The sequence below is a fragment of the Pseudoalteromonas sp. Hal040 genome, from assembly GCF_037162425.1.
Lineage (GTDB): Bacteria > Pseudomonadota > Gammaproteobacteria > Enterobacterales > Alteromonadaceae > Pseudoalteromonas > Pseudoalteromonas gelatinilytica.
Genome location: NZ_JARLUU010000001.1, coordinates 1416172 through 1428867, shown reverse-complemented (window position 1 = coordinate 1428867; position 12696 = coordinate 1416172). Strand labels below are relative to the sequence as shown.

Annotated in this window: 8 protein-coding genes; 7 read left to right on the top strand and 1 reads right to left on the bottom strand. The window is 41.6% G+C overall.

Annotated features, from left to right (window positions below; translation table 11 throughout):
- Position 1 precedes the first annotated feature (1 nt).
- The 4 genes from P4S60_RS06435 (at position 2) to P4S60_RS06420 (ending at position 6012) form a co-directional block, all read left to right on the top strand.
- Positions 2–547: a condensin complex protein MksE gene (locus tag P4S60_RS06435; RefSeq protein WP_063705788.1), complete on the top strand. Its 546-nt coding sequence runs from the start codon at positions 2–4 to the stop codon at positions 545–547.
- The gene (locus P4S60_RS06430) at positions 547–3333 is read left to right on the top strand and encodes an ATPase (RefSeq protein ID WP_337115394.1); all 2787 of its coding nucleotides are present in this window, start codon (positions 547–549) and stop codon (positions 3331–3333) included. The genes P4S60_RS06435 and P4S60_RS06430 overlap by 1 nt, the downstream gene beginning before the upstream one ends.
- 122 nt (positions 3334–3455) lie before the next feature.
- Positions 3456–4010, top strand: a complete 555-nt coding sequence (locus P4S60_RS06425; RefSeq protein WP_063705792.1) for a DUF4136 domain-containing protein — start codon at positions 3456–3458, stop codon at positions 4008–4010.
- A 163-nt stretch (positions 4011–4173) separates the two neighbouring features.
- Entirely contained in the window at positions 4174–6012 is a 1839-nt protein-coding gene (locus P4S60_RS06420) for a TonB-dependent receptor plug domain-containing protein (protein WP_337115393.1), read from the top strand.
- Positions 6013–6181: 169 nt separating this feature from the next.
- Here P4S60_RS06420 and P4S60_RS06415 read toward each other — a convergent pair whose 3' ends face one another.
- Positions 6182–6430, bottom strand: coding sequence for a YkgJ family cysteine cluster protein (locus P4S60_RS06415; protein WP_054562006.1), 249 nt, complete (start codon positions 6428–6430; stop codon positions 6182–6184).
- Between the two features lie 158 nt (positions 6431–6588).
- On the opposite strand from P4S60_RS06415, the gene P4S60_RS06410 reads away from it, so the two are divergent.
- The 3 genes from P4S60_RS06410 (at position 6589) to P4S60_RS06400 (ending at position 12692) form a co-directional block, all read left to right on the top strand.
- Positions 6589–7761 (top strand): efflux RND transporter periplasmic adaptor subunit, encoded by a 1173-nt coding sequence (locus P4S60_RS06410; RefSeq protein ID WP_337115392.1) that lies wholly within the window; start codon positions 6589–6591, stop codon positions 7759–7761.
- Positions 7762–7764: 3 nt separating this feature from the next.
- Positions 7765–10917: an efflux RND transporter permease subunit gene (locus tag P4S60_RS06405; protein ID WP_337115391.1), complete on the top strand. Its 3153-nt coding sequence runs from the start codon at positions 7765–7767 to the stop codon at positions 10915–10917.
- A 158-nt stretch (positions 10918–11075) separates the two neighbouring features.
- Complete coding sequence (locus tag P4S60_RS06400; protein WP_337115390.1) at positions 11076–12692, top strand: L,D-transpeptidase family protein; 1617 nt, start codon at positions 11076–11078, stop codon at positions 12690–12692.
- Positions 12693–12696: the final 4 nt, after the last annotated feature.

The window sequence follows — 12696 nt, the reverse complement described above, 5'->3', positions numbered from 1 at the left end:
CATGACAGATATTAATTTAGATGATTTAACGCATCTGCAAGCTATTAATAAAAAGCTCACATCAGGCTACCACATTAGCGAACAAGACACGCTGATGTGGCAAGAGCTTGATCAACACATTGATGCTTATCGCGCGTTATTTAACGCCCTAGGCCATGACCTACAACATGATAGCCGTGGCTTTTACTATTTTGGCAGCGACGAAAGCACCCCAAATATGGGTAAAATTTCGCGTGCCATCGCACTGACTATCTACATCTTGATTGAGCACTATGCCAATACTGGTAAAGATCCAATGCGGGCCTTGTTTGACGAAGTAAACGACCTTGAACTAATGCAAACCTTAGTGCAAATCAACAAGCACCTGTTTGATCAATTAGAAATCTTTTCAGGCTCAGATTTACGCAAAGACGTTTACCTTCGTATGGTACGTTTAGGTCTTGCTCGCGAAGTAGAAAATGGCTTTATGCTGCAAGCACCTATTTATCGTTATATCGATGCATTAATGGAAGTAAACGAAGAAACCTACCTAGGAGATGACGAATAATGCAAAGCCAAAGCCTATACGGACTCAGCAAACTTGCGCTTTTAAATACCGCTGGCTATGCAAAATGCGTGATCCCGCTGGATAAAAGTAGTTCAATCTGTGCACCTAATAATACCGGTAAAAGCTCGGTAATTAATGCCCTGCAATTTCCATTGATCAATGATTTACGTCTAACAGAATGGGATGGCCACGATTTAGACGAAACCCGAAAATTCTACTTTTCGTCAGATCAATCCTATATTTTACTCGAAGCTGACCTACCTAATGGCCCTGTGGTGATTGGTGTTGCTGGCCTTGGTAAAATTGCTGGTTACGCGCATCAGTTTTTTTGCTACCAAGGTAAGTTAAACCTTGATCACTACACTCAAGGCAAAACTATTGTAAAATTCACCAAGCTTTTTAATCACTTAAAAGAGCAAGGTTTCAATCCAATTGAATTAAAAGCGCAAGAGCTAAACGCCCTACTCACTGGCGGCGCAACCCCATTTGATGGCGATATCAACTTAAAGATGATCCCCCTCAATAACGTGCAAGACTCCGCGATTTATAAAGAAATTTTCCGCCGTATCCTTAACTTGCATAAGTTAGGTGCCAGTGATGTTAAACGCTTTATGCTACGCGTATTTGAGCGCCATATGTCAAACTCACGGGTTGATTTTTATGAAGTATGGCGACGTTCATTTGATAAAGTGAATCGCGCTAAACGTGAATTAAAAGCCCTTGAGTCAATGCAAGAGCCAATCGCAGCTCTTGAATCTATGCTTGAAAACCAAACAGTTTTAAAAGGTAAGCTTGCTGCCTATGCGCCAAAAATTGACCAAGCACTGATTGACTTTGAAACCTATCAACAAGAGCAACTCACTGAGCTAAATATTGCCCTTGAGGATATCGAACACGAAAAGCACGAGTTCGAACAAAAGCAGCAGCTGTATATTCAGCAATCCCGTGATATTGAGCGTAAACAAACTCAAATTGAACAATGGTTTTTAGATTATCGAGCGCTTAAATCTGAGTTTGAATTGGTTAATAAAGCCACCTTAAAAGTAAGCCTTACGCAGCTTAAACAAGATTATGAATCGCTATCGCATTCATTAAGCAGTGCCCAAGGGCAAAGCTTGCACACGCTTGATTACCGTATTAGCGAAACACAAAAGCAAATTAAGAGCCTAAAATTACAGCTGAAGAACCTTGAGTTCAATTTATTCACCCGTATGCGTGAAGATTTATCTTTAAAAGAAGTCGAAGAGATTTCGCGTATTCTAAACCCTGATATCTTATCGTTTGCCACCACCAGCAATGGTGATGTTGAGATCACAGACGAAGATGCCTTTGGTGAGTTCTTAGAGCAGTTATCAGCAAATGTGAAAGGCGGTGTACTAACTCTTCCTGGCGCGACGATTAAACTTAAAAAGCTAAGCCCAGTGCAAATGCAAACGGGCGAAAATAAAGAGCAATTAACCGCGCAACTCGCTGCCCTAGAAAACTCACTAAAAGAATTTAAACAACAGCGCGAAGTCGCTGCTAATGTCGCCGAAAAGCAAAAAGAAAAAGATGCCTTATATGATGAGCTAATGGCCTCAGAAGAAGCATTAAAACGCTTTGAACAATTTGAAGTGATGCAGCAATCTGTCGATGCACAAACCATGCTAAAAGAGCAATTAAATGCAGAGCGCGAACAAGTTGACGACTACCTGCAAGACATTCAAAAGAACAGCGGCTCAATCAGCGACCGTCGCTCAATTATCAAGTCGAAAAAAGATTTGCTTGCGCGCCAAGCTGACCGTTTACGCCAAGTTAAATCTGAACGTATCGATCACACCCTTGATGTTTATTCAGGTAAAGTGACTCCATACATGATTGAAATCACTATTGATTTTGATAACTTGAGCGATCTTATTCACCACTTCAATAAAGACTGCCAAGAGTTACGTAACTTTGATATCAACGTACGTAATACCTACCTGCATATTTACAATGCGGGTATTACTAAATTTGATAACGAGAACGATGAGTTTACTAAATACGAAAAGCTTATTAGCGCGTTTCATAACATTGATAACGAGCGCGATGCCGTTGAGCGTCAAGGCCGAGTTGCGTTAACCGAAGTAGCCGCCACCATTAAAGGCTTGCGCGAAGATCTAGACCGCCTACGCCGTGAAATGAATAGCTTTAATAAAGGAATTAGTCAGCATCGTATCTCTAATCTTCAAGCATTCAAAATTAATGTTATTCCGCGCAAGATGCTGGTTGATAGCATTGATACCATTATCAGTACCTCAAATCAGTTTGAGCAAGGCGATACCCTCGACTTATTGAGCCAAGAGCCTTATAGCGAGTCTGCGGTAAACGAGGCAAAAGATCATTTAATTAAGCTTGCCTCTGAAAAAGCTGGTTTAACATTGACCGACTTATTTGATATTCGGTTTGAAGTAGTAAACCGCGCTGGTGAAACTGAGCACTTCGAAAAAATTGACTCAGCCGGCTCTAACGGTACCCGTATCACCATTAAGCTACTTTGTGGCATGCTGTTTATTCGTTATTTATTAAGCGACCAAGAACAAAACTTGTATCGTATTCCGATTTATATCGATGAAGCAGCCGATATCGACCCACAAAACCAAAAAGCAATTATCGAAACCGCGCTTAGCTTTGGCTTTGTGCCGATTTTTGCCTCAGTTAAACCACAAGTTAGCTGTGATTACATCGTCCCTATTCGCACTGTTAAAGATGGCGCACAAAACTGGGTCGATGAAAAAGATTGGATAGAAGTGGAACACACTGCTTAATTACAAACTATTACAATACTTTTTTGTAAATGTGCCATAGTCTTTAAATAATCATTCGGTTGAGTGTTTTTTGTGTTATGTTATCAATCAAGTAGTGGAATTTTTGCCAAGGAGCAAACAATATGAAGAACTTATTAATCGCGACGGCTGTATTATTTTTAGCGGCTTGTGCTAAAACGCCTGATTGGGATTACGACAAATCAGCAGATTTTAGTAATTATAAAACCTTCTCTTGGGTACCTAATGCCAGCTTGACTAAAAACGTAGCGAACTACCAAATTAGTCCTTTAATGGAAAAACGCGTTCGTGAAGCTGTTAATGCTGAACTTGAAAAAAGCGGTATGAAGCTAGTTGATTTAGCACAAGCAGATGTACTAATTAACTATCATGCCTCAGTTGATACAAAAATTGATGTTGATACCTTTAACGTAGGTTACGGTGCACGCTGGAATTACTGGGGTATGGGTTATAACACGCAAACCACCACTCGCGAATATGAAGTGGGTACGTTAATCCTAGACGTAGTTGACCGCGCTTCTAACCAATTAGTTTGGCGTGGTGCTAAAGAAGGTCGTTTGCAAAAAAATCAATCACCTGAAAAGCGCACTGAAGTTATCAAAGAAACGGTTGCTAACATTCTAAGTAACTTCCCACCGCAATCTATTAATCAAAACTAAACACTATTTTAGTTAAAAGACCGCGCAATTAGCGCGGTTTTTTATTGCCTGCTGAAATCTGGTTGGAGTGGTATAACTCAGTGATTCAGATACAATACCCGCAATTTTCAGTGCGCCTAACTAGCCCACTACCCCAGATTAAACAAAATCAAGAGAGTTTTAGATGGTACGCGCAGTACAGCTTACACTTCCCGCATTATTCGTCACTTGCTCAGTGCTAGCAGAAGACACCAACAATATTGAACAAATCACCGTTGAAGTTTCAGCAACCGCAAATAAAGAACCGGTTGGTACCTTTGATGCGCCGGTATCAAACTTAGAATATGACCCACGTGTCGATTTGCAATCGCGTAATATGGCTGAAGCACAAGCTGATGTCACCATTCGTGGTGGTATCTTCGAAAATACTGGCTTTCGTGTTGGTAGCAGTACGTTATTCGATCCGCAATCTGGTCACTACTTTGCTGAAATTCCCATTGCGCCGCAGATGCTAACAGGCCCTTCAGTGCTTACAGGTGCTGATAATGCCCTTTATGGTATGAATAGCTCGGTTGGCACGGTTTCATTTGGCTGGCGCCCTATCACAAGCACTGGCAGCGTTTCACTTGGCGCAGGTACAAATGGCTTTAATTTACAAAGCATTCATGCTGCCCATAGCCAAACGCTTGATAGCAAACCTGATTGGCGATTAGGTTTTGAGGGTGAATACTCGCACTCAAAAAGTGATGGCTCAATTGATAATGGCGACCACGACTTTGAACGTGCTACAGCGCGTGTTCAACTTGCAAGCTCTACTTCGCAAACTGATTTAATGTTTGGACGCCAAGAGAAGTTTTTTGGTTGGCCAAACCTATACACGCCATTTAACTTTAACGAAACCGAAGACCTTGAAACCAAGCTTTTCATGCTCAATCACAAACAAGTGTATGGTGAGAGCAATACCTTTGAAGTGACTGGTTATTATCGTAAACATAACGACCATTACGTATTATCTCGTGAAAACCCAGCTATTTTTGAAGCGTTTCACGAAACCACGGTTAAGTCATTGGCACTCTCTGGACGTCACCGTTTAAATGATCACTATGCAATTAATTATGCTGGGCAATTTATTTCTGATGAAATTGAATCAACATCTCTTGAAAACAACTTTACATCACGTAATTACACTAAGCTAAGTATCCTGCCTGAGTACAAGACAGCCCTTGCAACAAACAAGGAACTTACTTTACGTGTTGGTGCTGCATTTGATGATACGAACCGTGATAGCTCAGCGACTTCCTTTATTGCTGATGCAAGTCTGAAAGTAGCTAATCAAAATGGCAGTGAGCATACTTGGTATGCGTCATACGCCGAAGCAACACAAGTTCCCGGTTATACCGCCATAGGCGGCAGCGAAACGGGCGGATTATTCAGAAGTAACTACAGCCTTGAGCGCGAAACAACCGATAACCTTGAGCTAGGTTTACTGATTGAACAGTCTTCGTGGCGTTTAGATTCAGCTATTTTCTACCGTAGAGATAAAAACCTGACAGATTGGACATATCGCTTTGATGCAACCTCAGCTCGTTTTGCAAACCCGGTTGATATAGACACCTTAGGTGTTGAATTTTTAGCGAATAAATCGTTCGAAAGCACTGAGTTGATTGCCAGCTACACCTATTTAGAAAAGTCAGAAGACTATGGCACTGCAGATATTGATGCGAGCTTTTATGCGCTTAACTACCCTGATCACCGTGTAACACTGGGTGCAGTATGGCAACCAATGGATGTGCTTGAGCTGCGTATTGATAACGAATGGCGTAAGCAACACAGTAACCGCCTACGTAGCTCTGATGATGAAGCCTTCTTTACTCAATTAACGCTAAAATTTACCCCAGCCCAGCTTGATAATGTATTTGTTACCTTTGCAGCTGACAACATTTGGGATGAATCATTCGAAGAAGTCCCGGGTACCCCTGGTCGCGGCGAGCAATATACTCTTAGCGCTACCTACACGTGGTAAGCAAAAACAACAATGCCAGTCAATTGACTGGCATTGTTGTGTCGCGTCCATTTCTGTGATTTTTAAAACACCTTAGTCGAAACAATTTTTAAATGCTCTGGTGAAACTTTAGCTATAAAACACAACTGATCCCAGCAACCGTTAAAAAGTGTTAAAGGTTTAATCTTTTTTAAGTCATCTGTTCAAGTTCAGTAATTAAATACAGTGCTTGTTCGTTAGTGGTGCCACACACATCAATAGTGGCAGAAAAGTCGCTACACACCTTAGGCCTTGATTCATCACCAAATAATTTACATAGGTTATTATCGTCAAGTTGAATACAGCGCTCTCCCGCCGCTTTCCCGTTTGGCATTCCTGGTATTGGTGAGCTAATACTGGGTGCAATACAACAGGCGCCACAGCCTAATCTACATGCCATTTTATCTGTCATTGAGTACCTCTTATAGAACCTTTGTAGCGTCTTTGTAATATGTGTAATGGTTTGTTACATCTTCAAACGCCTTGTAAACACTTTATTGCGTATGCTTAGCCTAACAAATTTATTTTTAATTACCGTCAACCGTGAGGGACTATCCCGTGGCTAGTAAAAAACAAATCATTCTCCCTATCGCCGTATTAGTCGGCGGACTTGGAATGGCATTCGCATTTGCCTCAATGAAGCAACCGCCAGTCGAAAAACCAGAACAAGATCTGCGACCGCTTGTATCAATTAAACCGTTAACCTTTGACGCCATTACCCTCGATGTAAAATCATACGGTATCGTTAAACCTAAAAACCAAACTGAGCTTGTTGCGCAAGTGAGCGGTCAGGTTGTGTCGTTATCAGAACAATTTGTACAAGGTGGATTTGTTAAGCAAGGCGACATTCTAGCACGAATTGATCCAAATGATTACGAAGCTGCACTCATTGAAGCAGAAGCGGGACTAGCGCAAGCAAGCTCAGCACTTGAGATTGAACGTGCTCAGGTGTCAGTTGCACAAGCCGAATGGGACCGCATCAAAGGTGACTCAAACCAAGTTATTCCATCTGAGCTTTATTTACGTAAACCACAACTTGCTGAAAAACTTGCAAGTTACCGTGCTGCACAAGCCAGTGTGAAACGCGCTAAACGTAATCTTGAGCGCACTTACATTAAAGCGCCTTATGATGCGATTATCGACGAGCGCTTAATTAGTTTAGGCAGTGTGGTAAACCCAGGTAACAGTTTTGGTAGCCTAAGCTCAACGTCACTGGCTGAAATTCGTTTACCTGTAGCAGATAAAGATCTGCAATACCTAAATAATCAAGGTATTGGCGCCAGCGTATCAATTAACGCTGAATTTGCGGGTAAACAAACTACATGGCAAGCGACTATTGTTCGTAGCGAAGGGGTTGTTGACCAACGCAGCCGCATGAATTATTTGGTAGCACAAGTGGCAACACCTTATGAGCAAAAACAACCACTACGTTTCGGTTCATACATTAATGCAACCATTCAAGGTCGTGCGCTGGACAACGCGATTGTGGTACCACATCACTTAGTAAAAGACAGCAAAGTCGCCGTGTTACAAGACGGTGAAATACTCTCGTTTAAAACACTCAATATAGTGCGTGAACAAAATGGCATGGTGATCGCCGACAATGGCCTTGCTAATGGTGAGCAACTGATTACCTCTGCACTTGAATACCCAACTGAAGGCATGGCAGTCAAGCTTGATAACGCAAAGCTTAATGCGCCAACAACGCAGTTAGCGTTAAAAGAGGAATAAGCCATGACCACGCACAGAGAAAAAGGGCTTATTGCCTGGTTTGCACGCAACCCGGTTGCTGCAAATTTGCTTATGATTTTTATCTTAGTGGGCGGTTTGTTAACGGCAATGTCTATCCGTAAACAAATGTTCCCGCAATTTGAGAGCAACTGGATCAGCATTCAAGCTGTTTATCCGGGTGCAGCGCCGCAAGAGGTTGAAGAAGGGATCACCATCAAAGTCGAAGAGTCTTTAGAGGGACTCGAAGGCATTAAACGCTTAATTACCTATTCAAACCGTGGTTTTTCACAAGCTTGGATCGAAATCGAAGAAAAGTACGACCCTCAAGAAGTACTTGATGAAATCAAGATGCAGGTTGATTCAATCAATACCTTCCCAGCTGAGATGGAACGCCCTATTGTACGTCGTGATAAGTACGAGCAAGAGGTAATGATCTTAGCCCTTTATGGCGATATGACAAATTACCAACTAAAAGAGCTTGGTAACGACATAAAAGATGAATTACAAGCCTTACCTCAAATCAACTTGGTTGAATTTCATAGTGGTTTAAATTATGAAATTGGCATCGAAATTAGCCCAGATAAACTTCGTGAGTATGGTTTAACCTTCCGTGATATTGCTACAGCCGTTCGTAGCTTCTCTGCCAATATGTCAGCAGGTCAAATTCGCTCTGAAAATGGCTACATTTCGATGCGTGTTGAAAACCAAGCATATCGTGGTAAAGAGTTCGAAAATCTACCTTTATTACACTTACCTGATGGCGCACAAGTGTTTTTAGGCGATGTGGCCACTGTGCATGATGGCTTTGAAGAAGGCCTGCAATATTCTAAATACAATGGTAAAAATTCACTAACATTTGAAGTTAATGCATCAAAAGATCAAGACATCACGAAAGTTGCAGGGGTATTAAAAAACTACCTAGCAGAAAAAGCACCGCAGTTACCAGCAGGTGTAAAACTATCACCGATTGTTGATTTAACTTACTACCTTGAAGGTCGTCTAAACATGATGATCGACAACATGGTATGGGGTGGAATTTTAGTCATGGTGGTACTGGCGCTATTCTTACCACTTCGTTTAGCATTTTGGGTGATGATGGGTTTACCTGTGTCATTCCTAGGTGCATTTTTAATGATGCCAATGGGCTTTTTAGATGTCACTATCAACTTAGCCTCGTTATTCGCATTTATTCTGGTACTCGGGATAGTCGTTGATGACGCTATCGTAGTGGGTGAGTCAGCCAGTTCTGAAATTGAAAAGCACGGTCATAGCCTTGATAACGTAGTACGCGGCGTAAAACGTGTTGCTATTCCTGCAACCTTTGGTGTGTTAACCACGATTGCCGCATTCTTGCCGCAAACACTGGCATCAGGCCCTGGTTCTGCGTTTTCGAAAGCCATAGGCGGTGTGATCATCTTATGTTTAGTGTTCTCATTGATCGAATCAAAACTAATCTTGCCTGCTCACTTAGCGGCAATGAAAAATAAACCAGCGAATCCTAAAAATCCTTTACATCGCTTACGCTTAGGAATGGATAAAGGACTTAAAAACTTTGTCGATAATTATTACACTCCATTCATTGGTCACTGTATTCACTATCGTTACACCGTTATTGTTGGTTTTATTTGTGTATTGATAGTCAGTGGCGGTATGTTCGCGGGTGGTTTAGTGAAGTTTGTTGCGAACCCTAAAATTCCACATGATTTCCCGCGTATCTCAATTGAAATGAATTTATCGTCATCTGAGCAAGCGACTCTTGAAACAGCGCAAACAATTGAGAAACTGATTCTAGATGTCGATAAACAACTTGAAGAGCAATATGGTCAACCGATGATCCGCGATTTATCGGTTAGTCTGCGCGGCAGAACGAGCGCACGTATCATGGCAATTTTAGTTGAACCCGATTTACGCCCTATTGATACATTCCAGTTAAGTGCTATGTGGCGTGAGCAAATGCCACCATTACCAGGTGTAAAAACGCTAAATATTGAAGACAGTATCATGAATGGGGGTCGCGATGACGGTGACGTAAGCTTCCGCCTTGAAGGTAAAGACATCAACAAACTTAAAGAAGTGGCTGCGCTATTAAAAGAGAAATTAAATAGCATGGAAGGTGTGGGTGATGTTAATGATTCACTCCAATCAGCAACCGATGAAGTACAACTTGAACTTAAACCGCTTGCTTACAGCTTAGGTTTAACCCTCTCGGATGTAGCATCACAAGTTAGCTTTAGTTACTACGGCCTAGAAGCACAACGTATTTTACGTGACGGTGAAGAAATTAAAGTAATGATCCGCTACCCTCGTGAATCGCGTAACGCGGTAAGTGACATCACAGATGCACGTATCATTACGCCAACAGGTGTTGAAGTGCCGTTGGCAGAAGTTGCTAAAGTAAATATTGTTGATGGTGTAAACCGTATTCGTCGTGAAAATGCTAAACGTACGGTAAATGTGTGGGCAGCCGTTAACACAGACCAAGCTGAACCATTTGCCATTGCAAAAGAAATCCGTGATGAGTATTTACCTAGCCTACTGAAAAGCTACCCAGGCGTAGAAAGTAATGTAGCGGGTCGTATTCAAGAAGAAATGGACAGTGTGGCAGAACAAGTGCGTGACTTTGCTCTATCAATGCTGATCATCTTTGCACTGTTAGCGATTCCACTTCGTTCATACTCACAGCCGTTTATTATTATGTCGGTTATTCCATTTGGTGTGATTGGTGCAATGTTCGGTCATATGATTTTAGGTATGACAATGAGCAGCCTGTCTGTATTTGGTATTATCGCGGTTGCTGGTGTTGTGGTAAATGACTCGCTAGTAATGGTCGACTTTGTTAATAAGGCCCGCGCAGAAGGTGTTGCAATTAAAGACGCTGTAATGCAAGCCGGTGGTCGTCGTTTTAGAGCTATCTTACTGACCTCTGTCACAACCTTTATTGGTGTGCTACCAATCATTATGGAAACAAGCTTACAAGCAAAAATTGTTATCCCTATGGCTGTATCACTGGCATTCGGGGTGTTATTTGCAACGGTCATTACGCTTATTTTAATCCCTTGTCAGTACGTCGCGTTAGAAGACTTTAAACGCTTAATTGGCAAGCTAAGAGGTAAAAAAGCAGCGCCAGAAGCAAAATTACAAACAACCAATCATTAAACTTCCTTTAAAATCCCAACCGATCGCTTGGCAAACTTATTTGCCAAGCGTTTTTATTTAAAAATATGTTCCTATAAATTGCATTGCTTTGCTAAGCTTAAATGAGCAAAAAAGAAACAATGTACGCAAATTAAAAAATACGTTATAAGGACATAGCTATGAAAATTCTTCGCTACACAGCTTTGGTGAGTTGTTTATCCATTTGCATGCCTGTGCTGGCTGAAAATCAATACTTACAACAACAGCTTGAGCCTATTCTAATTGGTGAATCGCACAGTATTGAAAAACAACAAATTCATTCCCCCGAAATGACCATTGCCACCTATAAAGCAAACGGCTTTGAACGGGTATGGGATGACAGTAAATATGCTAAACAAGCGCTCAACTTAATTGCCCAAGCAGAACTTGAAGGCCTCTCCCCTAATGACTATCACTTTGATACTTTAATGGCACTAGCCAGCGAGATAGATAAACGCGGAGCCGATGCCGTTGAAGCCCAGTTTGATGTACTGATGACAGATGCTGTCATGACCTATGCAAAACACCTAATACGCGGGAAAGTTAACCCGAAACAACTCGCAGCCACATGGAACTATGAACAATTTGATGTCAGCCCTGATGCCGCGGCCGCCTCATTACTTAAACATGTAAAATCAAAAAGCCTTGATAAGGGACTTGAAAACCTCAAGCCTGTTTTACCACATTATCAACGTCTTAAAGACGCCCTCGTGTTTTACCGAGAGCTTGATGCCACAGGTGAATTACCAGCCATCGCATTGCAAAACAATGTTTTAAAACCGGGGCAATCAGACCCAGCTGTGCCGCTTTTAAGGCAAAAGTTAAAGCAATTAAACTATTTTGAAGGCAGTGAAAGTGACGCCACAGATTATGACGATGAGTTGGTGGCAGCAGTTAAACGCTTTCAAAATGCGCATCAAGTTACTGATGATGGTGTGATTGGTAACGCGACGTTAAAACTACTCAACAAAGATTACAGCGAATACGTTAATGATATTTTAGTGAACCTAGAGCGTATTCGTTGGGTTGACAATACCCTTACAGAACGCTTCTTAGTGGTAAATATCGCAGGTTACCTGCTGTATTTATTTGAAGACAATAAATTAAAATGGCAAACCAATGTAGTTGTAGGCAGAAACTACACCAAAACGCCAATATTTAAAGGACAAATGAGCTATATCGTGATGAATCCAACATGGACAGTACCGCGGAGTATTTCAGGTGGCATCATCAAAAAAATGAAAGAAAACCCAAACTACTTAACCGAGAAAGACTTTGTTGTGGTTGATAGTCGCCGTAACCCAGTGGATAGTGAGAGTATTGATTGGGCAAATGCTAGTCGCAAAAACTTCCCGTATTGGTTTGTACAACAGCCTTCAGAGAATAACTCATTAGGGCAAATCAAGTTTATGTTCCCAAATAAATACTCAATCTATTTGCACGACACCCCTGCAAAAAGTTTATTCCAGCAAGACCAACGTGCATTTAGCCACGGCTGTGTAAGAGTTGATGATCCATTCACTTTAGCTGAGAAAATCTTAGAAACGTCAGATAATTGGAGTCGTAGCGAAATTGATGACACCATTGCGGCAAAAGAAACTAAAAAAGTCAGCTTGTCAAAACCGCTGGATGTACTTTTAATGTACTGGACCGTTGCAGGTAACGACGAGGGCTTGCAATTTTATACCGACGTTTATAATCGCGATGGCGCGTTATTAAAAGCACTCACCACGCCATTAGCAAACAATACAATTTAGAGGT

Bases quoted from the DNA above. Each gene is read 5' to 3' on its own strand.
- P4S60_RS06435 (WP_063705788.1), top strand. From the start codon at position 2: ATGACAGATATTAATTTAGATGATTTAACGCATCTGCAAGCTATTAAT.
- P4S60_RS06430 (WP_337115394.1), top strand. From the start codon at position 547: ATGCAAAGCCAAAGCCTATACGGACTCAGCAAACTTGCGCTTTTAAAT.
- P4S60_RS06425 (WP_063705792.1), top strand. From the start codon at position 3,456: ATGAAGAACTTATTAATCGCGACGGCTGTATTATTTTTAGCGGCTTGT.
- P4S60_RS06420 (WP_337115393.1), top strand. From the start codon at position 4,174: ATGGTACGCGCAGTACAGCTTACACTTCCCGCATTATTCGTCACTTGC.
- P4S60_RS06415 (WP_054562006.1), bottom strand. From the start codon at position 6,430: ATGGCATGTAGATTAGGCTGTGGCGCCTGTTGTATTGCACCCAGTATT.
- P4S60_RS06405 (WP_337115391.1), top strand. From the start codon at position 7,765: ATGACCACGCACAGAGAAAAAGGGCTTATTGCCTGGTTTGCACGCAAC.
- P4S60_RS06400 (WP_337115390.1), top strand. From the start codon at position 11,076: ATGAAAATTCTTCGCTACACAGCTTTGGTGAGTTGTTTATCCATTTGC.